Here is a 22,805-nt window from a genome sequence, read left to right on the forward strand (position 1 = left end):
AAAGAACATGCAATATCCTGAACCAATATCAAAGCTGATTGACAGCTTTATGAAATTGCCAGGGATCGGACCGAAAACAGCGGTTCGTCTGGCTTTTTTTGTTCTAGGTATGAAAGAAGATGTGGTATTAGATTTTGCGAAAGCATTAGTAAATGCGAAACGCAACCTGACATATTGTTCAGTTTGCGGGCATATTACAGATCAGGACCCTTGCTATATATGTGAAGATACACGCAGGGATAAGTCCGTTATCTGTGTTGTGCAAGACCCTAAGGATGTTATCGCTATGGAGAAAATGAAGGAATACAACGGACAGTATCACGTTCTTCACGGCGCCATTTCTCCAATGGACGGCATCGGACCAGAGGATATTAAAATACCAGAATTGTTAAAACGATTACAGGATGATCAAGTGACAGAAGTGATTCTCGCAACTAACCCTAATATAGAAGGGGAAGCAACGGCGATGTATATATCAAGGCTCCTGAAGCCGTCTGGTATTAAGCTCTCCCGTATTGCCCACGGACTGCCCGTCGGCGGCGATTTGGAATATGCTGATGAGGTCACTCTTTCTAAAGCACTTGAAGGAAGACGTGAATTGTAAGGAGGAAAAAGCGATCCATGGGTTTTCTTCGCAAGAAAACATTGAGAAGAGAGTTTGATGAAAAACTAATTGAGCAGCTTTTTAAGCAAAAGGAAGAGTGGAACAGGCAAAAAAAGCTGGTTGAAAAAAGCTTAGAACCGTCTGCTGAAGTGTTATACGAACTGAAAGTTGCTGAAGCGAAGTATTTTTTTTACTTGAGGGAAGCGAAACAGAGAAATTTAAAAATCAGCCGGTGGAAGTAAGTGGTCTAAACTCCTGGATCTTCTCATAAGCTTGTACTAGAACAAGCAAGGGAGATGAGAAGATTCATGGAGCCTATTTTTATTATAGGGATTATTTTAGGACTGGTTATTCTTCTTTTTTTATCAGGTTCAGCTGCAAAGCCGTTAAAGTGGATTGGTATCACAGCTGTTAAATTTGTGGCGGGCGCTTTGCTGCTAGTTTGTGTAAATATGTTTGGCGGCAGCCTTGGTATTCATGTGCCGATTAATCTGGTCACAACAGCTATCAGTGGGATTTTAGGGATTCCGGGAATAGCCGCGTTAGTCGTCATTAAGCAATTTATTATTTAAATGATATTATATGTTGACTTTAATAATCTAAGGTGTTATTCTAATATACGTCGCTGATGACGAATCGCTTTTCGAAAAGAAATTGCTGAAAAAAGTTATTGACTAGAGCGGCGGTAAATGTTATGATTATAAAGTCGCTTAAAGAGCGATAGACAAAGTTCTTTGAAAACTAAACAAGACAAAACGTACCTGTTAATTCATTTTTATAAAATCGCACAGCGATGTGCGTAGTCAGTCAAACTAGGGCCTGCACGATGCAGGTCACACAGGTGTCGCCGCAGGATGCGGTGAACTTAACCTGTGATCCATTTATCGGAGAGTTTGATCCTGGCTCAGGACGAACGCTGGCGGCGTGCCTAATACATGCAAGTCGAGCGGACAGATGGGAGCTTGCTCCCTGATGTTAGCGGCGGACGGGTGAGTAACACGTGGGTAACCTGCCTGTAAGACTGGGATAACTCCGGGAAACCGGGGCTAATACCGGATGCTTGTTTGAACCACATGGTTCAAACATAAAAGGTGGCTTCGGCTACCACTTACAGATGGACCCGCGGCGCATTAGCTAGTTGGTGAGGTAATGGCTCACCAAGGCAACGATGCGTAGCCGACCTGAGAGGGTGATCGGCCACACTGGGACTGAGACACGGCCCAGACTCCTACGGGAGGCAGCAGTAGGGAATCTTCCGCAATGGACGAAAGTCTGACGGAGCAACGCCGCGTGAGTGATGAAGGTTTTCGGATCGTAAAGCTCTGTTGTTAGGGAAGAACAAGTACCGTTCGAATAGGGCGGTACCTTGACGGTACCTAACCAGAAAGCCACGGCTAACTACGTGCCAGCAGCCGCGGTAATACGTAGGTGGCAAGCGTTGTCCGGAATTATTGGGCGTAAAGGGCTCGCAGGCGGTTTCTTAAGTCTGATGTGAAAGCCCCCGGCTCAACCGGGGAGGGTCATTGGAAACTGGGGAACTTGAGTGCAGAAGAGGAGAGTGGAATTCCACGTGTAGCGGTGAAATGCGTAGAGATGTGGAGGAACACCAGTGGCGAAGGCGACTCTCTGGTCTGTAACTGACGCTGAGGAGCGAAAGCGTGGGGAGCGAACAGGATTAGATACCCTGGTAGTCCACGCCGTAAACGATGAGTGCTAAGTGTTAGGGGGTTTCCGCCCCTTAGTGCTGCAGCTAACGCATTAAGCACTCCGCCTGGGGAGTACGGTCGCAAGACTGAAACTCAAAGGAATTGACGGGGGCCCGCACAAGCGGTGGAGCATGTGGTTTAATTCGAAGCAACGCGAAGAACCTTACCAGGTCTTGACATCCTCTGACAATCCTAGAGATAGGACGTCCCCTTCGGGGGCAGAGTGACAGGTGGTGCATGGTTGTCGTCAGCTCGTGTCGTGAGATGTTGGGTTAAGTCCCGCAACGAGCGCAACCCTTGATCTTAGTTGCCAGCATTCAGTTGGGCACTCTAAGGTGACTGCCGGTGACAAACCGGAGGAAGGTGGGGATGACGTCAAATCATCATGCCCCTTATGACCTGGGCTACACACGTGCTACAATGGACAGAACAAAGGGCAGCGAAACCGCGAGGTTAAGCCAATCCCACAAATCTGTTCTCAGTTCGGATCGCAGTCTGCAACTCGACTGCGTGAAGCTGGAATCGCTAGTAATCGCGGATCAGCATGCCGCGGTGAATACGTTCCCGGGCCTTGTACACACCGCCCGTCACACCACGAGAGTTTGTAACACCCGAAGTCGGTGAGGTAACCTTTTAGGAGCCAGCCGCCGAAGGTGGGACAGATGATTGGGGTGAAGTCGTAACAAGGTAGCCGTATCGGAAGGTGCGGCTGGATCACCTCCTTTCTAAGGATATTTACGGAATATAAGACCTTGGGTCTTATAAACAGAACGTTACCTGTCTTGTTTAGTTTTGAAGGAACTTTGTTCCTTGAATAAGTTAAGATGGGCCTGTAGCTCAGCTGGTTAGAGCGCACGCCTGATAAGCGTGAGGTCGGTGGTTCGAGTCCACTCAGGCCCACCATCTTAAATAATGGGGCCTTAGCTCAGCTGGGAGAGCGCCTGCTTTGCACGCAGGAGGTCAGCGGTTCGATCCCGCTAGGCTCCACCAACGTGTTCTTTGAAAACTAGATAACAGTAGACATCACATTCAATTAGTAAGACAAGATATCACATAGTGAATCTTTTTAACGGTTAAGTTAGAAAGGGCGCACGGTGGATGCCTTGGCACTAGGAGCCGATGAAGGACGGGACGAACACCGATATGCTTCGGGGAGCTGTAAGCAAGCTTTGATCCGGAGATTTCCGAATGGGGAAACCCACCACTCGTAATGGAGTGGTATCCATATCTGAATTCATAGGATATGAGAAGGCAGACCCGGGGAACTGAAACATCTAAGTACCCGGAGGAAGAGAAAGCAAATGCGATTCCCTGAGTAGCGGCGAGCGAAACGGGATTAGCCCAAACCAAGAGGCTTGCCTCTTGGGGTTGTAGGACACTCTGTACGGAGTTACAAAAGAACGAGGTAGATGAAGAGGTCTGGAAAGGCCCGCCATAGGAGGTAACAGCCCTGTAGTCAAAACTTCGTTCTCTCCTGAGTGGATCCTGAGTACGGCGGAACACGTGAAATTCCGTCGGAATCCGGGAGGACCATCTCCCAAGGCTAAATACTCCCTAGTGACCGATAGTGAACCAGTACCGTGAGGGAAAGGTGAAAAGCACCCCGGAAGGGGAGTGAAAGAGATCCTGAAACCGTGTGCCTACAAGTAGTCAGAGCCCGTTAACGGGTGATGGCGTGCCTTTTGTAGAATGAACCGGCGAGTTACGATCCCGTGCAAGGTTAAGCAGAAGATGCGGAGCCGCAGCGAAAGCGAGTCTGAATAGGGCGCATGAGTACGTGGTCGTAGACCCGAAACCAGGTGATCTACCCATGTCCAGGGTGAAGTTCAGGTAACACTGAATGGAGGCCCGAACCCACGCACGTTGAAAAGTGCGGGGATGAGGTGTGGGTAGGGGTGAAATGCCAATCGAACCTGGAGATAGCTGGTTCTCTCCGAAATAGCTTTAGGGCTAGCCTCAAGGTAAGAGTCTTGGAGGTAGAGCACTGATTGGACTAGGGGCCCCTACCGGGTTACCGAATTCAGTCAAACTCCGAATGCCAATGACTTATCCTTGGGAGTCAGACTGCGAGTGATAAGATCCGTAGTCGAAAGGGAAACAGCCCAGACCGCCAGCTAAGGTCCCAAAGTATACGTTAAGTGGAAAAGGATGTGGAGTTGCTTAGACAACCAGGATGTTGGCTTAGAAGCAGCCACCATTTAAAGAGTGCGTAATAGCTCACTGGTCGAGTGACTCTGCGCCGAAAATGTACCGGGGCTAAACGTATCACCGAAGCTGCGGACTGTTCTTCGAACAGTGGTAGGAGAGCGTTCTAAGGGCTGTGAAGCCAGACCGGAAGGACTGGTGGAGCGCTTAGAAGTGAGAATGCCGGTATGAGTAGCGAAAGAGGGGTGAGAATCCCCTCCACCGAATGCCTAAGGTTTCCTGAGGAAGGCTCGTCCGCTCAGGGTTAGTCGGGACCTAAGCCGAGGCCGAAAGGCGTAGGCGATGGACAACAGGTTGATATTCCTGTACCACCTCCTCACCATTTGAGCAATGGGGGGACGCAGGAGGATAGGGTAAGCGCGGTATTGGATATCCGCGTCCAAGCAGTTAGGCTGGGAAATAGGCAAATCCGTTTCCCATAAGGCTGAGCTGTGATGGCGAGCGAAATTTAGTAGCGAAGTTCCTGATTCCACACTGCCAAGAAAAGCCTCTAGCGAGGTGAGAGGTGCCCGTACCGCAAACCGACACAGGTAGGCGAGGAGAGAATCCTAAGGTGATCGAGAGAACTCTCGTTAAGGAACTCGGCAAAATGACCCCGTAACTTCGGGAGAAGGGGTGCTCTGTTAGGGTGCAAGCCCGAGAGAGCCGCAGTGAATAGGCCCAGGCGACTGTTTAGCAAAAACACAGGTCTCTGCGAAGCCGTAAGGCGAAGTATAGGGGCTGACGCCTGCCCGGTGCTGGAAGGTTAAGAGGAGCGCTTAGCGTAAGCGAAGGTGCGAATTGAAGCCCCAGTAAACGGCGGCCGTAACTATAACGGTCCTAAGGTAGCGAAATTCCTTGTCGGGTAAGTTCCGACCCGCACGAAAGGCGCAACGATCTGGGCACTGTCTCAACGAGAGACTCGGTGAAATTATAGTACCTGTGAAGATGCAGGTTACCCGCGACAGGACGGAAAGACCCCGTGGAGCTTTACTGCAGCCTGATATTGAATGTTGGTACAGCTTGTACAGGATAGGTAGGAGCCTTGGAAACCGGAGCGCCAGCTTCGGTGGAGGCATCGGTGGGATACTACCCTGGCTGTATTGACCTTCTAACCCGCCGCCCTTATCGGGCGGGGAGACAGTGTCAGGTGGGCAGTTTGACTGGGGCGGTCGCCTCCTAAAAGGTAACGGAGGCGCCCAAAGGTTCCCTCAGAATGGTTGGAAATCATTCGCAGAGTGTAAAGGCACAAGGGAGCTTGACTGCGAGACCTACAAGTCGAGCAGGGACGAAAGTCGGGCTTAGTGATCCGGTGGTTCCGCATGGAAGGGCCATCGCTCAACGGATAAAAGCTACCCCGGGGATAACAGGCTTATCTCCCCCAAGAGTCCACATCGACGGGGAGGTTTGGCACCTCGATGTCGGCTCATCGCATCCTGGGGCTGTAGTCGGTCCCAAGGGTTGGGCTGTTCGCCCATTAAAGCGGTACGCGAGCTGGGTTCAGAACGTCGTGAGACAGTTCGGTCCCTATCCGTCGCGGGCGCAGGAAATTTGAGAGGAGCTGTCCTTAGTACGAGAGGACCGGGATGGACGCACCGCTGGTGTACCAGTTGTTCTGCCAAGGGCATCGCTGGGTAGCTATGTGCGGACGGGATAAGTGCTGAAAGCATCTAAGCATGAAGCCCCCCTCAAGATGAGATTTCCCATTCCGCAAGGAAGTAAGATCCCTGAAAGATGATCAGGTTGATAGGTCTGAGGTGGAAGTGTGGCGACACATGGAGCTGACAGATACTAATCGATCGAGGACTTAACCACATTTTGAATATGTCACACCTGTTATCTAGTTTTGAGAGAACACCTCTCAATTTGTTTGGTGGCGATAGCGAAGAGGTCACACCCGTTCCCATGCCGAACACGGAAGTTAAGCTCTTCAGCGCCGATGGTAGTCGGGGGTTTCCCCCTGTGAGAGTAGGACGCCGCCAAGCAAGGTAAAACCCAGCTCATTGAGCTGGGTTTTTTGTTTATTTAAGATCAATAAAATCAAACAAATACAAACACCGACAGCTTATATAGTCCATATACTGATTTCAAGTTTCAAAAAGATCTAAATAGTGTATACAATATCTGGTTTAAGGGAAGGCTAATTGTACGGAGGTGGGGACGATGGACAAAACTGTTAAACCTAATCATACATGTGTGATTTGTGATCAAGAGAAAAATAGAGGCATTCATCTTTATACGAAATTCATATGCTTAGATTGTGAGAGAAAAGTAATTTCTACATCAACTTCCGATCCTGACTATGCCTTTTACGTGAAAAAATTAAAGAGCATTCATACACCGCCATTATATTCTTAGACCTGAAAAGGTCTTTTTTTGTATTCTTTCATAAGGAATGGGTTAATAAAAAGAAGATGAAACTTGTTTAGGGATAGAACGTAGTAGATAATAATATTAAAACTGAGTATATACACAGGAGTCGATTATCTCATGCAGAGATTTCTTCACTTTTTGATATGGAGTTTAACAGGCAGTGCGACTTTTGTTTTCATAGGGATTTTGTGCTTTTTCGGTTTAAATCAGTCGCTTTTCCTATCTTTTGTTTATGGGCTCGCTTCGGGAGCATTTGTATATACAGCTGGCATTTGGAATGTGAGACGCTTATTTCTTAAAAAGCATGCACTGACAGGAAGAGAATATGCCTACATTAAGAAAAATCTCGAGGAAGCAAGGCAGAAGATCATACGCCTTCGGAAAGCTTTGTTTCAGGCAAAAAGCATTCAAATGTTTAAACAAAATGCAGAAATGCTGAGACTTGTCAGAAGGATTTATATCCTCACCAAAAAAGAGCCAAAGCGGTTTTATCAGGCTGAGCGCTTTTTTTATCAAACTCTCGATTCGGTTGTTGAATTGACAGAGAAGTATGCCTTTCTATCATCTCATCCGAAAAAAAGCAAAGAACTGTCGATGTCGTTGAGTAAGGCTCGTATCACTCTTGCTGAATTGACCAAGCGTTTAGAGGAAGATTTAACTCAAGTAATGGGTGATGAAATTGACGAACTGCAATTTGAATTAGATGCAGCAAAGCATTCATTGAAGAAATAATGGAAGAGGGTAAGAGCGATGAACCGAGATCAAAGCGACCTTCATATAGATGAATTATTGGCGGATCCTTTTGGTGATATAGAGATGCCTAGGGCGGAGACTGTAAAAGCAGAGAAGCAGCAAGTACGCCTTGTTGATGTTCTTCCCGAGGAAAACAAGGAAAAAGCAATTCAGCTCGCTGGGCAGATCGATCATAAGAATATGCAAAGTATTGTTTTATACGGTTCACAAGCTCAGTCTAAACTGCTGAATTTTTCTCATACTATGATTAATCATGTTCAAAAGAAGGATGTCGGAGAGATCGGCGAAATTCTTGGAGAACTGATGCAAAAGCTGGATCAAGTAAATCCTGATGATCTTCAGTCTAAGAAAAAGGGTTTTTTGGCACGCATGTTTGGAAGAGTATCGAATTCTCTTCAGGAGGTGCTGTCTAAATATCAAAAGACCAGCGTACAGATAGACAGAATCAGTTTGAAGCTGGAGCACTCTAAAAATGCTTTAATCAGTGACAATAAGTTGTTAGAGCAGTTATATGAAAAAAACAAAGAGTACTTCACCGCGCTGAATGTTTATATCGCTGCAGGGGAACTGAAGCTGGAGGAATTAAAAACAAAAACGATTCCTGAACTGAAGCAACAGGCCGAATCAAGTGAGCATAACCAAATGGCCGTTCAAGAAGTAAACGATTTGGTTCAATTTGCTGACCGGTTAGATAAAAGGGTGCACGATTTGCTGCTGAGCAGGCAAATCACAATCCAAAGTGCTCCACAAATCAGGCTGATTCAGAATACAAATCAAGCATTAGCTGAAAAAATCCAGTCATCCATTGTGACGGCGATTCCGCTTTGGAAAAACCAAGTAGCAATTGCACTGACGCTTTTAAGGCAGCGCAATGCAGTAGATGCACAACAAAAAGTATCTGATACAACCAACGAGCTTTTGCTGAAAAATGCGGAGCTTTTGAAAACCAATACAATTGAAACCGTGCGGGCAAATGAACGAGGTCTTGTTGATATCGATACTTTAAAGAAGGTGCAGGAAAGCTTAATCAGCACGCTTGAAGAAACGCTGACCATACAAGAAGAAGGCCGAATCAAACGCCGTCAGGCAGAAGAAGAGCTTATGATGATGGAAGGCGATCTGAAGCACAAGCTGCTTATGATGAAGGAAAGGTAGTTACCAGTAAGTCTAGCTTTAAGTTCTGTCAGAGGCACGATATAATAAAGTGTAAGAAGACACATTCAAAGGATTGTTTTAATGAACACACCTTTATATAAAGCATTGATTCAACATGCGAGAAGAAATTCTCATTCATTTCATGTTCCGGGACATCACAATGGAGATGTCTTTTTTGATGACGCTAAGTCGATATTCGATCCGCTTCTCACCATTGATGTAACTGAGCTGGCAGGACTGGACGATCTCCATCATCCTTCTGGGGTGATTAAGAAAGCTCAAGAGCTTGTCAGTCAATTATATGGATCGGCGGAAAGTTTTTTCCTGGTGAATGGTACGACTGTCGGGAATTTAGCGATGATTTTATCTGTTTGTGAACCGGGTGAAACAATTCTGGTTCAAAGAAACTGTCATAAATCTGTATTTCATGCTGTTGATTTGGCTGGTGCTGAGCCGGTTTATCTCGCACCTGACATTGATGAAGCGATGCATGTGCCTACGCATGTTCCGCTTGATACAATTAAAAAAGCCTTGGCAGCATATCCAGATGCGAAAGGCTTGGTGCTGACCAATCCGACATATTACGGACATAGTGCTGATTTAACCGAAATCATTTCAGAGGCCCATCATTACGGGATTCCTGTTTTGGTGGATGAAGCGCATGGCGCACATTTTGTTTTGGGGGAGCCTTTTCCAGTCTCAGCTTTAAAAATGGGGGCAGATGTTGTTGTTCAGTCGGCTCACAAAACGCTGCCTGCCATGACGATGGGTTCTTATTTGCATCTCAACAGCAGCTGCAGAATTGATCGGAATCGGCTGGCAGAGTATTTAAATCGATTACAAAGCAGCAGCCCGTCTTATCCGATTATGGCTTCGTTAGACATTGCCCGCGCTTATGTACAGCATATTATAGAAGAACAAAAGCTTTCTGACATTCTGCACCGCATACAATCACTTAAACAAACGTTTGATTCACTTTCAAATGCAGAAGCTGTCAAACCGGCTGATCCACGGATGATAACGGATCCGCTGAAGCTCACAATTCGCTCAAAACGGGGCCATTCGGGGTATACGCTGCAAAACATATTAGAGCGTGCCAACATATACACTGAGCTTGCTGATGAAAATCAAGTACTGCTCGTTCTTCCATTGGGAGGAAAGCGCAGAATAAACGCTGAAACGATTAAAAGCATTGATGAAGAGATTGAAAAAACGCCTCCGGATCAGATGTTTGTTTCTGTAGAATGGGGAGCGCAGCCTGTGACTGTCTTGCCTTATCAAAAAAAGGTCTTACAAACGTTCAAGAAAGAATATGTGGACTTTGATGAAGCAGCAGGCCGGCTGAATGCAGAGGATATCATCCCTTATCCTCCGGGTATCCCGATGATCATGGCGGGAGAAAGAATTACAAAAGAAAGTGTGCAAAAGCTCAGCCGCTTGATCAGCATGAAAACGCATGTTCAAGGGAATATGAAAATCAAAGAGAAACAACTACTTGTTTATATAGAAGAGGAGAAATCATGAGCGGTTTATTTATTACATTCGAAGGTCCTGAAGGTGCGGGGAAAACGACTGTTCTGCAGGAAATCAAAAACATACTGATAGCAGAGGGCCTTCAGGTTACAGCAACTCGAGAGCCAGGTGGCATAGACATTGCAGAACAAATTCGAGAGGTTATTCTGAATGAGAACAACACATTAATGGATCCAAGAACAGAAGCTCTCTTATATGCGGCTGCAAGACGCCAGCATTTAGTTGAAAAAGTAAAACCTGCTTTAGAACAGGGGCATGTTGTTCTTTGTGACAGATTCATAGACAGTTCGCTCGCGTACCAAGGATACGCAAGAGGACTTGGGATTGATGAGGTTCTGTCAATTAATGAGTTTGCCATCGGAGATATGATGCCCCATGTAACGGTGTATTTTTCAATTGATCCGGAAGAAGGCCTGAAACGTATTCACGCAAACGGCTCGCGGGAGAAAAACAGGCTCGATTTAGAAAACTTAAGCTTCCATACAAAGGTACGGGAAGGTTACCAAGAGCTGATGAAGCGATTCCCGAAAAGATTTCACTCAGTTGATGCCAGCCAATCCAAAGACCTCGTCGTTCAGGATGTCCTAAAAGTGATCAATGAAGCGTTGAAAAAAATTCAATTGTGACCTGTTTCCCAATAGTTGATATAATAATGTAAACGAGATCATTGTTGTTTCCAATCTAAAGGAGGCCTTCACAGATGAAATTGATAGTGGCAGTTGTACAAGATCAGGACAGCAACCGACTTTTGAAAACCTTAACGGATCACAACTTTAGAGTTACAAAGCTTGCAACGACGGGAGGATTTCTTAAATCAGGCAACACAACGTTTATGATTGGTGTCGAGGATATACGCGTCGATAAAGCATTGAGTCTCATTAAAGAAAACGGACAGAAACGTGACCAGATGATTGCCCCTGTATCTCCAATGGGCGGAAATGCTGATTCATATGTCCCTTATCCAGTAGAAGTTGAAGTTGGCGGAGCGACAGTATTTGTCCTTCCAGTCGATGAATTTCATCAATTTTAAGGATTTGAAACTGTGAAAATTAATAAAGATATACGTACATTTATAGATAATAAGCAGCTTCCTTCTGTGAAAACATCTGAGATCACAGCGTCGTTTAAAACATCGATGGAAAACCAAAGCAGCAAATTGAAATTTGATCAGCTTACCAGGCTGTTATCGGATATAGAAGCGTTTGGAAAAAGACTGACGAAATCCCGGAATTTTAAAGACTTAGCGAGATTTAAAGGGCTTGTGAAGCGTTTTGTCAAAGAAGCTGTAGACAGCGGCCTTTCACACGAAACGTCGAAAAGCTTTGACCTGTATGGAAACAGCAGAACGCTGGGACTTGTGAAGGAAATAGATGACAAATTGATACAGCTTACGGAAGAGATGATGGATCAGGAAAAACCGGCAATTGATTTGCTGGATCGTATTGGCGAAATAAAAGGTTTATTGATTAACCTTTACACATAGAGAGTGATACAATGGCAATATCCTGGAAGGAAATGAACGAGCTTCAGCCCAGAGTGATGAAGCTTTTATATAATAGTATTGAGAAGGACAGACTATCACACGCTTATTTGTTTGAGGGGAAAAAAGGAACAGGCAAGCTTGATGCCGCGCTGCTTCTTGCGAAAAGTTTTTTTTGCCTAGAGGACGGCGCGGAGCCTTGCGAAAACTGCCGAAACTGTAAACGGATAGAGTCAGGGAACCATCCTGATCTCCATCTTGTTCAGCCTGATGGTTTATCGATCAAAAAGGCGCAAATTCAAGCGCTGCAAGAAGAGTTTTCTAAGACAGGGCTTGAATCGCATAAAAAGCTGTATATTATTTCGCACGCAGATCAAATGACAGCAAATGCGGCAAACAGCCTGCTGAAATTTTTAGAAGAACCCAATAAAGACACAATGGCCATCCTCATCACTGAGCAGCCCCAAAGGTTATTGGACACTATCATTTCAAGATGCCAAACCCTTCCTTTTCAGCCTTTGCAGCCGAAAGCAATTGAAGACAGACTGATCGAACAGGACGTTTCGCCTCATATGGCAAGGCTTTTGGCCAACATGACCAACAATGTAGCAGAAGCAGTCGAATTAAGTCGAAATGATGAGTTTGCAGAGTCTAGAGCGAAAGTGATAAAATTGTATGAAGTCCTACACCAGCGGAAAGGACATGCTTTTTTCTTTATTCAAGATCAATGGATGCCCTTTTTCAAAGAAAAAACCCATCAAGAAATGGGTCTTGATATGCTCTTATTGATATATCGTGATGTGTTGTCCATCCAAATAGGAAATGAAGATAAATTGATTTATCAAGACTTATTCCAATCAATAAAACAGCATGCGCTACAATCAACACAACAAAGCGTTACGAATCAGATACTTGCTGTTTTAGAAGCAAAGAAACGGCTTCATTCCAATGTGAATGTACAAGGATTAATGGAGCACTTGGTGTTAATGTTGCAGGAGGGATAAGCTTGTACAATGTAATTGGAGTCCGCTTTAAGAAAGCGGGTAAAATATATTATTTTGATCCAAATGGATTTCATATAGAACAAGACAGCTGCGTAATTGTAGAAACTGTCAGAGGCGTTGAGTACGGCCAGGTCGTGATTGCGAATAAACAGGTGGATGAGCATGATGTCGTGCTGCCCCTTCGAAAAGTGATACGTGTGGCTGACGAACGCGATCTTCTCATCGTAGAAGAAAATAAACAGGAAGCTTTATCAGCATTTGACATCTGCCAAAAGAAAGTGGTTGAACATGGCTTGGATATGAAGCTGGTCGATGTCGAATTTACGTTTGACCGCAATAAAGTCATTTTTTACTTCACTGCTGACGGCCGAGTAGACTTTAGAGAGCTTGTAAAAGATTTGGCTTCTATCTTTAAAACAAGAATTGAGCTGCGCCAAATCGGAGTAAGGGATGAGGCGAAAATGCTCGGAGGAATCGGTCCTTGCGGAAGAATGCTTTGCTGTTCAACGTTCCTTGGAGATTTTGAACCCGTTTCCATTAAAATGGCCAAGGATCAGAACTTGTCTTTAAATCCTACGAAGATTTCAGGTCTTTGCGGACGTTTGATGTGCTGTCTAAAATATGAGAACGATGAGTATGAGACGGCAAAAGAACAGCTTCCGGATATTGGAGAAATGATTACGACAGCAAACGGCCCCGCAAAGGTCGTTGGACTTAATATTCTGGAACGGGTGCTTCAGGTGGAACTGATAAACCGTGAAAAAGTGATAGAATATACTTGGGAAGAGCTCTTGGAAGAGGGCGTCGTATCCGCACAAACCACAGATTAACGAGGTGTGGAACCTTGGATAAAAAAGAGTTATTTGATACAGTCATTAACTTAGAAGAACAAATTGGCTCACTGTACCGGCAGCTGGGGGATTTGAAGCAGCATATCGGTGAGATGATTGAAGAAAATCATCATTTACAGCTTGAAAACAAGCATTTGCGCAAACGGCTGGACGATACGACGCAGCAGATTGAAAAGTTCAAAGCTGATAAAAAAGAATCAAAAACACAGAAGACAGAGCAAACTGATATAGGGGAAGGATATGATAATCTGGCACGTCTGTATCAAGAAGGATTTCATATCTGCAATGTCCACTATGGAAGTGTTCGAAAAGAAGATTGTCTTTTCTGTCTGTCATTCTTAAATAAAAAATAAGGAAAAGGCTTCCGCATAAGACGGGAGCCTTTTTCAAAGGTACTGAAAGGATAAGAAGATGGTTTCATTACGTGATGATGAAAGATTAGATTATTTGCTGGCAGAGGACATGAAAATCATACAAAGTCCAACGGTGTTTGCATTTTCATTGGACGCTGTGCTTCTGTCCAAGTTTGCCTACGTTCCGATTCAAAAAGGAAAAATCGTTGATCTATGCACCGGCAATGGCATTGTGCCGCTGCTGCTCAGTACAAGATCAAAAGCAGACATTCTTGGAGTTGAAATTCAAGAAAGACTCCATGATATGGCTGTTCGCAGTGTGGAGTATAATAAGCTGCAGGATCAGATTCAGATCATACATGATGATCTGAAAAACATGCCGGAGAAGTTGGGACATAATCGATATGATGTTGTCACCTGCAATCCCCCGTATTTTAAAACACCGAAACAAACTGAACAAAACATGAATGAGCATCTCCGAATCGCCAGACATGAAATCCACTGCACACTGGAGGATGTCATTTCAGTCAGCAGCAAGCTGCTCAAGCAAGGAGGAAAGGCAGCCCTTGTTCACAGGCCGGGACGGCTTTTGGAGATTTTTGAACTGATGAAGGCTTACCAAATCGAGCCGAAGCGTGTGCAATTTGTTTATCCGAAGCAAGGGAAAGAAGCCAATACCATTTTGGTAGAGGGTATTAAAGGCGGGCGTCCGGATTTAAAAATTCTTCCTCCTCTGTTCGTTTATGACGAACAAAATGAATATACAAAAGAAATCAGGTCCATTTTATATGGAGACAAATAACCATTTCTTCTACGTCGTACAGTGCAGGGACAACAGCTGGTATGCTGGGTATACCAACGATCTGCAGAAACGGGTAAAAACACACAATGATGGAAAGGGCGCAAAGTATACAAAAGTAAGACGTCCGGTTGAATTGATTTTTGCCGAAGCTTTCACAACAAAGCGGGAAGCCATGCAGGCGGAATATTATTTCAAAAAACTGACTCGAAAGAAAAAAGAGCTTTATATAGAAGAAAAGCGGAACAGCAAGGAGGCTGTATATGTTAAGGCGCCAAATGAGCTTTAATGGAAAGTCGGACATGGGGATTCTTTATTTGGTCCCAACCCCAATTGGAAATTTAGAGGATATGACATTCCGGGCGATTGACACGCTGAAATCAGTGGATGCGATTGCTGCGGAAGATACGAGACAAACGAAAAAACTTTGTCATGTATATGAAATTGAAACACCGCTCGTTAGTTATCACGAACATAATAAAGAGAGCAGCGGCCACAAAATTATAGAATGGCTGAAGTCGGGAAAAAACATTGCTCTTGTCAGTGATGCCGGGTTGCCGACAATTTCTGACCCAGGGGCGGAAATCGTGAAGGATTTTACGGAGATAGGCGGCTATGTTGTTCCGCTGCCGGGAGCAAATGCTGCATTAACGGCTCTAATCGCTTCAGGTATTGTACCGCAGCCTTTCTTCTTTTACGGTTTTCTCAACAGACAGAAAAAAGAAAAGAAGAAGGAGCTTGAAGGTCTTAAAAAACGGAAGGAAACAATCATCTTTTATGAAGCGCCTCATAGATTGAAGGAAACTTTATCAGTGATGGCAGAGATATTAGGCGATCGGGAAATGGCTGTAACGCGCGAACTCACAAAGAAATATGAAGAGTTTATCAGAGGCACGATAACTGAGGTCATTGAATGGGCAAACGAGGATCAAATACGTGGTGAGTTTTGTCTCGTCGTAGAAGGCAGTAAAAATGAAGAATCAGATGAGGAAACACAATGGTGGGAAACCCTCACGTTGAAAGAACATGTCGAACATTACATCTCGAAAGGCGCTACTTCTAAAGAAGCTATTAAAAAAGCAGCAGTCGATCGCAATGTTCCAAAGCGTGAAGTGTACGATGCTTACCATATTCAGCAATAAAAAAAACGTTCTTGTGTCATAACAAGAACGTTTTTTGTATAAGAAATGATTATTTAAGGTTTTGAAGCTGGTTTTGGATTTCGCTGATGATTTGCTCAGCGCCTTCTTTACTAAGAACCAATTTACCGCCTGCAAGTTTAAGGTTATCATCAGAAACTTCACCAGTTACTTGGCAAGTCATGTTTGGTTTATATTTTTTAAGGATGATTTTTTCGTCATCAACATAAATTTCAAGAGCATCTTTTTCTGCGATTCCAAGAGTACGACGCAATTCGATAGGAATAACTACACGTCCTAATTCATCAACTTTACGTACAATACCAGTAGATTTCATAAACTTTCTCCTCCCAAGAGATGATTATTTGTTTAAATTATATTTTTCTTCGTCATTATTCGACAAAATCCTTACCTTCATAGCATAACAAGGTTTCCAATAATCGTCAATCATTTTGTTTGCTATTGATTGTAAGAATTAGTTCTTATAGTCAGTAATGTATCAGAAACTACTGAAATAACAGCCTTTTATAAATTTTTAATAAAGCTATTATCCTACTAAAAATCCTTTTAAATCAAGACTTTCGAACCAAGGTTTTTTATTTCATTTGATTATATACGACAAAATTCGACATGAACAGACTTTTTTTACTTTCATTAAAGATTTTTAATTTTAATTATTCTTTTTCAGGGCATACGTATATATTCTTGATCTTAAAGGCTAAGATGGTATCATAGATAAAGGATAAATATAAATAATAATCATATATGATTTGCACTTATCGCCGCTCTCGTCCTTTGGGCGGGAGCTTTTTGACATTCTGATTGGGAGGTTTCAAGATGCCGCAAGAAAACAATACATTTTACATTACAACACCGATTTATTATCCGAGCGGGAAATTACATATCGGCCATGCATATACGACAGTCGCGGGAGATGCAATGGCACGCTACAAAAGATTAAAAGGGTTCGATGTTTGCTATTTAACAGGAACGGACGAGCATGGACAAAAAATCCAGCAAAAAGCTGAACAGGAAAACATTACACCTCAGGAGTATGTGGACCGTGCAGCGGCAGATATTCAGAAACTGTGGAAGCAGCTTGAAATCTCAAACGACGACTTTATCCGTACGACAGAAAAACGGCATAAAGTTGTGATTGAAAAGGTGTTTCAAAAGCTTCTTGATAACGGGGACATCTATCTTGATGAATATGAAGGCTGGTACAGTATCCCGGATGAAACGTTCTACACGGAAACTCAGCTGGTTGATATCGAGCGAAATGAAAAGGGAGAGGTCATCGGCGGTAAAAGCCCTGACAGCGGACACCCAGTTGAATTAATCAAAGAGGAATCTTATTTCTTCCGTATGGGTAAATATGCGGATCGTCTTCTGAAATACTATGAAGAAAACCCGACATTCATTCAGCCGGAATCACGCAAAAACGAAATGATTAACAACTTTATCAAGCCTGGACTTGAGGATTTGGCTGTATCACGCACCACTTTTGACTGGGGTGTGAAGGTGCCGGAAAATCCAAAGCACGTTGTATATGTTTGGATCGACGCGCTATTTAACTATTTAACAGCACTCGGTTATGATACAGAAAATGATGAGCTTTATCAAAAATATTGGCCTGCCGATGTGCATTTAGTCGGTAAGGAGATTGTGCGATTCCATACCATTTACTGGCCAATTATGCTGATGGCTCTGGATCTGCCGCTGCCGAAGCAAGTATTTGCGCATGGCTGGCTTTTGATGAAAGACGGAAAAATGTCGAAATCAAAAGGGAACGTTGTAGATCCGGTTACATTAATTGAACGCTACGGTTTAGATGAGCTTCGCTATTACCTGCTTCGCGAAGTGCCATTCGGATCAGACGGTGTATTCACGCCGGAAGGTTTTGTTGAGCGGATTAACTATGATCTAGCGAATGATTTAGGAAACCTATTGAACCGTACGGTTGCGATGATCAATAAGTATTTTGACGGACAAATCGGTTCTTACAAGGGTGCCGTGACAGAATTTGACCAAACGCTCACTTCAGTCGCTGAAGAAACAGTAAAGGCTTACGAGAAAGCAATGGAAAACATGGAATTCTCAGTAGCTCTTTCGACATTATGGCAGCTAATCAGCCGTACCAACAAATACATTGATGAGACAGCTCCATGGGTGCTTGCCAAAGATCCGGCAAAAGAAGAAGAACTGCAATCAGTGATGTATCACCTTGCTGAATCATTGCGTATTTCAGCTGTGCTGCTTCAGCCATTCTTAACAAAGACACCAGAAAAAATGTTCGAGCAGCTGGGCATTACTGATGAAGCTTTAAAAGCTTGGGACAGCATTACAGCTTTCGGCCAGCTGAAAGATACAAAAGTACAAAAAGGCGAGCCGTTGTTCCCTCGTTTAGAGGCAGAAGAAGAAATTGCTTACATCAAAGGGAAAATGCAGGGCTCAGCGCCAGCTAAAGAAGAAACAAAAGAACAAGAGCCGCAAGAGGTTGATCGGTTACCTGAAATTACGATTGATCAATTTATGGATGTAGAACTTCGCGTGGCTGAGGTCATTCAGGCAGAGCCGGTGAAAAAAGCGGACCGTTTATTGAAGTTGCAGCTGGATCTTGGTTTTGAAAAACGCCAAGTCGTATCCGGCATTGCGAAGCATTATACGCCTGAAGAGCTTGTTGGGAAAAAACTCGTTTGTGTAACAAATTTAAAACCGGTTAAACTGAGAGGAGAGCTTTCTCAAGGTATGATCCTTGCAGGGGAAGCAGACGGCGTATTAAAAGTCGTGTCTATCGATCAGTCGTTACCAAAAGGCACAAGAATTAAATAATGATAAACAAAAGGTGTTTCACGTGTAACAATTCGTCGAACACCTTTTGTGTTTCGACAAGAAAGGAGTTTTTGACTTATGTTGTTTGACACACACGCGCATTTAAATGCAGAACAATATGATACTGATCTAGAGGAGGTTATTGAACGGGCAAAAGCTGAAAAAGTAGAACGAATTGTTGTAGTTGGTTTTGACCGTCCGACGATTACTCGTGCGATGGAAATGATTGAAGAATATGATTTTATTTATGCAGCCATTGGCTGGCATCCGGTTGACGCGATTGATATGATAGAGGAAGATTTAGCGTGGATTAAAGAGCTGTCTGCTCATGAGAAAGTGGTAGCAATAGGTGAAATGGGACTGGATTATCATTGGGATAAATCTCCTAAAGATGTTCAAAAAGAGGTGTTCAGAAAACAAATCGCCTTAGCAAAAGAGGTCAACCTTCCTATTATCATTCACAACCGTGATGCAACGGAGGATGTCGTGACAATTTTGAAAGAGGAAGGCGCAGAAGCTGTGGGTGGAATTATGCACTGCTTTACAGGAAGTGCGGAAGTGGCGAGAGAATGCATGAAAATGAATTTTTATTTATCATTTGGGGGACCGGTGACATTCAAAAATGCGAAGAAGCCGAAGGAAGTTGTGAAGGAAATCCCGAATGAACGGTTGCTGATTGAAACTGACTGCCCGTTTCTCACACCTCATCCTTTCCGCGGGAAAAGAAATGAGCCAAGCTATGTGAAATATGTGGCAGAGCAAATCGCTGAATTAAAAGGAATGACCTTTGAAGAGATTGCATCAATCACGACTGAAAATGCAAAAAGACTTTTCCGTATAAACTGACAAAAAACGCTAGCAGGTTTTGTAAGAGCTTGTCCCCTACAGCGTTTTTCTATAAAAGTTCTACATGCTTTCTTCTCCTCATAGGATAGGTTTGTCGACAAGTCTTTCTTCCGTTTCTCAGTGTAATTCAGGATAATGAAGAAGACACTGAGCTTTTTGGAGAAAGAGAGGGGAGGGTTGACAGCCTTTTAGATACTCTATATAATCTCTCCGAGGAGAAGGAGGCGTTTTTCATCACACAAAAAATGAAAAAGCTGTTTTCCGTAAAGCTTAGCAAAAGCAAAGTCATTCTGGTTGCTGCTTGTTTGCTTTTGGCAGGAAGCGGGACTGCGTACGCGGCTCATGAGCTGACAAAACAATCAGTCTCAGTTTCTATCAATGGCAAAAAGAAACATATACGCACACATGCAAAAACAGTCAGTGATCTTTTAGAGACGCTTGATATAGAGACAAGAGACGAAGACAAGATCACACCTGCTAAACAGACAAAGATAACAGCAGATCTGGACGTTGTGTATGAGGCTGCAAAACCTGTGAAGCTTACAATAAACGGGGAAGAAAAGACATTATGGTCAACAGCAAAAACGGTCGGTGCATTACTGGACGAACAAGATGTTGATGTGAAAGAACAAGATCAAATTGATCCCGCAATAGATACAGATATTTCGAAAGACATGAAGATTAACATAGAACCCGCGTTCCAAGTTACTGTGAATGATGCAGGAAAACAAAAGAAGATCTGGACGACTTCGACTACGGTCGCTGACTTTTTAAAACAGCAAAAGATGAACATAAAAGACGAAGATAAAATCAAGCCTGCGTTAGATGCAAAGCTGACGAAAGGAAAGGCTGATATTACAATTACTCGTATCGAAAAGGTCACCGATGTAGTTGAAGAGAAAATCGCGTTCGATGTGAAAAAGCAAGAAGACGCTTCTCTTGAAAAAGGGAAAGAAAAGGTCGTCCAAAAAGGAAAAGAAGGCAAGCTTAAAAAACATTTCGAAGTCGTTAAAGAAAACGGCAAAGAAGTGTCCAGAGAGCTTGTAAAAGAAGAAACAGCTGAACAAAGCAAAGATAAGGTGATTGCTGTCGGAACAAAGCAAAGCAGTCCAAAGATTGAAAAGGTCAGTGCTTCCGGTGATTCAAAAACAGTTGTGTCCCGCAGCAATGAATCAACAGGCAAAGTCATGACTGTATCATCTACGGCTTATACGGCTAGCTGCAGCGGTTGTTCAGGACATACAGCTACAGGCGTCAATTTAAAAAATAATCCGAATGCCAAAGTTATCGCCGTAGATCCAAATGTCATTCCGTTAGGCTCGAAAGTCCATGTTGAGGGCTATGGGTATGCCATTGCTGCAGATACTGGTTCAGCAATTAAAGGGAACAAAATAGACGTCTTTTTCCCGGAGAAATCATCGGCGTACCGATGGGGAAATAAAACAGTCAAAATTAAAATCTTAAATTAATATATACTTATGTATTCAGAGGGTTTTGCGCCCTCTGTTTTTTTCGTTATAATAGACAAAGTGTATTTTCTGCTTATTAGACGCTCGACATAAGAAAAAGTTTCATGAGTATACAAAAGTTTTTATTTTGTTTTGGAGGAAATAATGAAAATAAAAGAGATCATTGTGGTCGAGGGGCGTGACGATACGGCCCGCATCAAATTGGCTGTTGATGCAGACACAATTGAAACAAATGGTTCAGCCATCGATGATCAAGTGATTGACCAAATCCGTTTGGCTCAGAAGACCAGAGGCGTCATCATTTTAACGGATCCGGACTTCCCGGGAGAGAAGATCCGCAAAACCATTTCAGAGGCTGTACCCGGCTGTAAGCATGCATTTTTGCCAAAGCATCTTGCCAAACCTAAAAACAAGCGGGGAATTGGTGTGGAGCACGCATCGATTGAAAGTATTAGGGCATGTTTAGAAAACGTGCACGAAGAGATGGAAGCGAAGCCGAGTGACATTTCAGCTGAAGATTTGATTCATGCTGGGCTGATTGGCGGATCTGCGGCCAAACGCCGGCGCGAACGACTGGGTGAACTGTTGAAAATCGGTTATACAAATGGCAAACAGCTTCAAAAACGGCTGCAAATGTTTCAAATTAAAAAAAGTGATTTTATGAGTGCGCTCGATACCGTTAAGCGGGAGGAACAGAATGAATAAAGATATTGCGACACCGATTAGAACGAAAGAAATACTGAAGAAATACGGTTTTTCATTTAAAAAGAGCTTAGGACAGAATTTCTTAATTGATACGAACATTTTAGACAGAATTGTCGATCACGCGGAAGTGACGGAGAAAACAGGTGTCATAGAAATCGGCCCGGGAATCGGGGCATTGACCGAACAGATTGCCAAGCGGGCGAAAAAGGTCGTGGCATTTGAGATTGACCAACGATTATTGCCGATCCTGAAGGATACGCTGTCTCCTTACGACAATGTCACTGTCATTCATCAGGACGTATTAAAGGCGGATGTCAAATCGGTCATTGAAGAACAATTTCAAGACTGTGATGAGATCATGGTTGTAGCCAATCTTCCTTATTACGTGACAACGCCGATTATCATGAAACTGCTTGAAGAACATCTTCCGCTGAAAGGGATTGTGGTCATGCTGCAAAAAGAAGTGGCAGAGCGCATGGCGGCAGACCCTTCATCTAAGGAATACGGCTCGCTTTCAATCGCGGTGCAATTTTATACAGAAGCCAAAACGGTGATGACAGTTCCGAAAACTGTGTTTGTTCCTCAGCCTAACGTTGATTCCGCAGTCATTCGGCTGATTCTCCGCGACGGCCCGGCAGTGGACGTGGAAAACGAAGCCTTTTTCTTTCAGTTAATCAAGGCAAGCTTTGCTCAGCGCCGTAAAACGCTGCTCAATAACTTAGTCAACAACTTGCCTGAAGGAAAAGCACGAAAATCAACGATTGAGCAAGTGCTGGAAGAAACAAATATTGACGGCAAGCGCCGAGGTGAATCCCTGTCTATCGAGGAGTTCGCAGCGCTGTCTAACGGATTGTATAAAGCCCTTTTCTAAAAGGGCTTTTTGTTTTGCGCACCACATGGACTGCCGCTACATAGGCTAGAGAAGGACCTTTCATTCAATGATAAGAAAAACTTGGACTCAGCGAAAAAAGGCGCTTTCTCAAGGCTCTTTCTTTCATGATGAGGCTTAGTCTATGTGT

General features: G+C 43.8%; 22 protein-coding genes, 2 tRNA genes and 3 rRNA genes. 26 read left to right on the forward strand and 1 reads right to left on the reverse strand.

Going from position 1 to position 22,805, the window contains the following annotated elements:
* Positions 1-7 precede the first annotated feature (7 nt).
* The 21 genes from recR (at position 8) to rsmI (ending at position 15,937) form a co-directional block, all read left to right on the forward strand.
* The gene (gene recR / locus GYO_RS21695) at positions 8-604 is read left to right on the forward strand and encodes a recombination protein RecR (protein WP_003225425.1); all 597 of its coding nucleotides are present in this window, start codon (positions 8-10) and stop codon (positions 602-604) included.
* Positions 605-621: 17 nt separating this feature from the next.
* A complete protein-coding gene (locus GYO_RS21700; protein WP_014112283.1) occupies positions 622-846 on the forward strand; it encodes a YaaL family protein in 225 nt (74 codons plus the stop codon).
* Positions 847-912: 66 nt separating this feature from the next.
* Positions 913-1,176 carry a sigma-K factor-processing regulator BofA gene (bofA, locus tag GYO_RS21705; RefSeq protein ID WP_003225421.1) on the forward strand — a complete coding sequence of 88 codons (264 nt, stop codon included), beginning with the start codon at positions 913-915 and terminating at the stop codon, positions 1,174-1,176.
* A gap of 309 nt (positions 1,177-1,485) precedes the next feature.
* Positions 1,486-3,035: ribosomal RNA gene (locus tag GYO_RS21710) — 16S ribosomal RNA — on the forward strand.
* 101 nt (positions 3,036-3,136) lie between these two features.
* Positions 3,137-3,213 (forward strand) — tRNA-Ile (locus GYO_RS21715).
* 11 nt (positions 3,214-3,224) lie between these two features.
* A tRNA-Ala gene (locus GYO_RS21720) sits at positions 3,225-3,300 on the forward strand.
* A gap of 81 nt (positions 3,301-3,381) precedes the next feature.
* Positions 3,382-6,309, forward strand: a 23S ribosomal RNA gene (locus GYO_RS21725).
* A 54-nt stretch (positions 6,310-6,363) separates the two neighbouring features.
* A 5S ribosomal RNA gene (gene rrf, locus GYO_RS21730) occupies positions 6,364-6,479 on the forward strand.
* The 16S, 23S and 5S rRNA genes sit together here with 2 tRNA genes alongside, the layout of an rRNA operon.
* 178 nt (positions 6,480-6,657) lie before the next feature.
* Positions 6,658-6,852, forward strand: coding sequence for an anti-sigma-G factor (csfB, locus tag GYO_RS21735; RefSeq protein WP_014112284.1), 195 nt, complete (start codon positions 6,658-6,660; stop codon positions 6,850-6,852).
* 132 nt (positions 6,853-6,984) lie between these two features.
* On the forward strand, positions 6,985-7,599 hold the full coding sequence (locus tag GYO_RS21740; protein WP_014112285.1) for a 5-bromo-4-chloroindolyl phosphate hydrolysis family protein: 615 nt from the start codon (positions 6,985-6,987) through the stop codon (positions 7,597-7,599).
* 18 nt (positions 7,600-7,617) lie between these two features.
* Positions 7,618-8,775 carry a toxic anion resistance protein gene (locus GYO_RS21745; RefSeq protein ID WP_014112286.1) on the forward strand — a complete coding sequence of 386 codons (1,158 nt, stop codon included), beginning with the start codon at positions 7,618-7,620 and terminating at the stop codon, positions 8,773-8,775.
* Between the two features lie 81 nt (positions 8,776-8,856).
* Complete coding sequence (locus GYO_RS21750; protein WP_014112287.1) at positions 8,857-10,299, forward strand: aminotransferase class I/II-fold pyridoxal phosphate-dependent enzyme; 1,443 nt, start codon at positions 8,857-8,859, stop codon at positions 10,297-10,299.
* Positions 10,296-10,934 carry a dTMP kinase gene (gene tmk / locus GYO_RS21755; protein WP_014112288.1) on the forward strand — a complete coding sequence of 213 codons (639 nt, stop codon included), beginning with the start codon at positions 10,296-10,298 and terminating at the stop codon, positions 10,932-10,934. Before GYO_RS21750 ends, tmk begins: the two co-directional genes overlap by 4 nt.
* A 74-nt stretch (positions 10,935-11,008) precedes the next feature.
* Positions 11,009-11,338, forward strand: a complete 330-nt coding sequence (gene darA / locus GYO_RS21760) for a cyclic di-AMP receptor DarA (RefSeq protein WP_003218295.1) — start codon at positions 11,009-11,011, stop codon at positions 11,336-11,338.
* A 12-nt stretch (positions 11,339-11,350) separates the two neighbouring features.
* Positions 11,351-11,791: a YaaR family protein gene (locus tag GYO_RS21765; protein WP_003218297.1), complete on the forward strand. Its 441-nt coding sequence runs from the start codon at positions 11,351-11,353 to the stop codon at positions 11,789-11,791.
* A gap of 11 nt (positions 11,792-11,802) precedes the next feature.
* A complete protein-coding gene (holB, locus tag GYO_RS21770) occupies positions 11,803-12,792 on the forward strand; it encodes a DNA polymerase III subunit delta' (RefSeq protein WP_014112289.1) in 990 nt (329 codons plus the stop codon).
* Between the two features lie 2 nt (positions 12,793-12,794).
* Positions 12,795-13,622: a competence/sporulation regulator complex protein RicT gene (gene ricT, locus GYO_RS21775; RefSeq protein ID WP_014112290.1), complete on the forward strand. Its 828-nt coding sequence runs from the start codon at positions 12,795-12,797 to the stop codon at positions 13,620-13,622.
* A gap of 14 nt (positions 13,623-13,636) precedes the next feature.
* Complete coding sequence (gene yabA / locus GYO_RS21780) at positions 13,637-13,996, forward strand: DNA replication initiation control protein YabA (RefSeq protein ID WP_003218308.1); 360 nt, start codon at positions 13,637-13,639, stop codon at positions 13,994-13,996.
* Positions 13,997-14,054: 58 nt separating this feature from the next.
* A complete protein-coding gene (locus GYO_RS21785; RefSeq protein WP_014112291.1) occupies positions 14,055-14,798 on the forward strand; it encodes a tRNA1(Val) (adenine(37)-N6)-methyltransferase in 744 nt (247 codons plus the stop codon).
* Positions 14,785-15,084 (forward strand): GIY-YIG nuclease family protein, encoded by a 300-nt coding sequence (locus GYO_RS21790; RefSeq protein ID WP_014112292.1) that lies wholly within the window; start codon positions 14,785-14,787, stop codon positions 15,082-15,084. The genes GYO_RS21785 and GYO_RS21790 overlap by 14 nt, the downstream gene beginning before the upstream one ends.
* Positions 15,059-15,937 (forward strand): 16S rRNA (cytidine(1402)-2'-O)-methyltransferase, encoded by an 879-nt coding sequence (gene rsmI / locus GYO_RS21795; protein WP_014112293.1) that lies wholly within the window; start codon positions 15,059-15,061, stop codon positions 15,935-15,937. Before GYO_RS21790 ends, rsmI begins: the two co-directional genes overlap by 26 nt.
* Positions 15,938-15,986: 49 nt before the next feature.
* Here rsmI and abrB read toward each other — a convergent pair whose 3' ends face one another.
* Positions 15,987-16,271: a transition state genes transcriptional regulator AbrB gene (gene abrB, locus GYO_RS21800; protein ID WP_003218316.1), complete on the reverse strand. Its 285-nt coding sequence runs from the start codon at positions 16,269-16,271 to the stop codon at positions 15,987-15,989.
* Positions 16,272-16,771: 500 nt separating this feature from the next.
* Here abrB and metG point away from each other — a divergent pair, with 500 nt between their 5' ends.
* From metG to rsmA, 5 genes are all read left to right on the forward strand, one after another.
* A complete protein-coding gene (gene metG, locus GYO_RS21805; RefSeq protein WP_014112294.1) occupies positions 16,772-18,766 on the forward strand; it encodes a methionine--tRNA ligase in 1,995 nt (664 codons plus the stop codon).
* 78 nt (positions 18,767-18,844) lie between these two features.
* On the forward strand, positions 18,845-19,612 hold the full coding sequence (locus GYO_RS21810) for a TatD family hydrolase (protein WP_014112295.1): 768 nt from the start codon (positions 18,845-18,847) through the stop codon (positions 19,610-19,612).
* 245 nt (positions 19,613-19,857) lie between these two features.
* Positions 19,858-21,081 carry a ubiquitin-like domain-containing protein gene (locus tag GYO_RS21815; RefSeq protein WP_014112296.1) on the forward strand — a complete coding sequence of 408 codons (1,224 nt, stop codon included), beginning with the start codon at positions 19,858-19,860 and terminating at the stop codon, positions 21,079-21,081.
* A 144-nt stretch (positions 21,082-21,225) separates the two neighbouring features.
* Positions 21,226-21,786 (forward strand): ribonuclease M5, encoded by a 561-nt coding sequence (gene rnmV, locus GYO_RS21820; protein WP_014112297.1) that lies wholly within the window; start codon positions 21,226-21,228, stop codon positions 21,784-21,786.
* Entirely contained in the window at positions 21,779-22,657 is an 879-nt protein-coding gene (rsmA, locus tag GYO_RS21825; protein ID WP_014112298.1) for a 16S rRNA (adenine(1518)-N(6)/adenine(1519)-N(6))-dimethyltransferase RsmA, read from the forward strand. Before rnmV ends, rsmA begins: the two co-directional genes overlap by 8 nt.
* Positions 22,658-22,805: the final 148 nt, after the last annotated feature.

The sequence above is a fragment of the Bacillus spizizenii TU-B-10 genome (assembly GCF_000227465.1).
GTDB classification, from domain to species: Bacteria; Bacillota; Bacilli; order Bacillales; family Bacillaceae; genus Bacillus; species Bacillus spizizenii.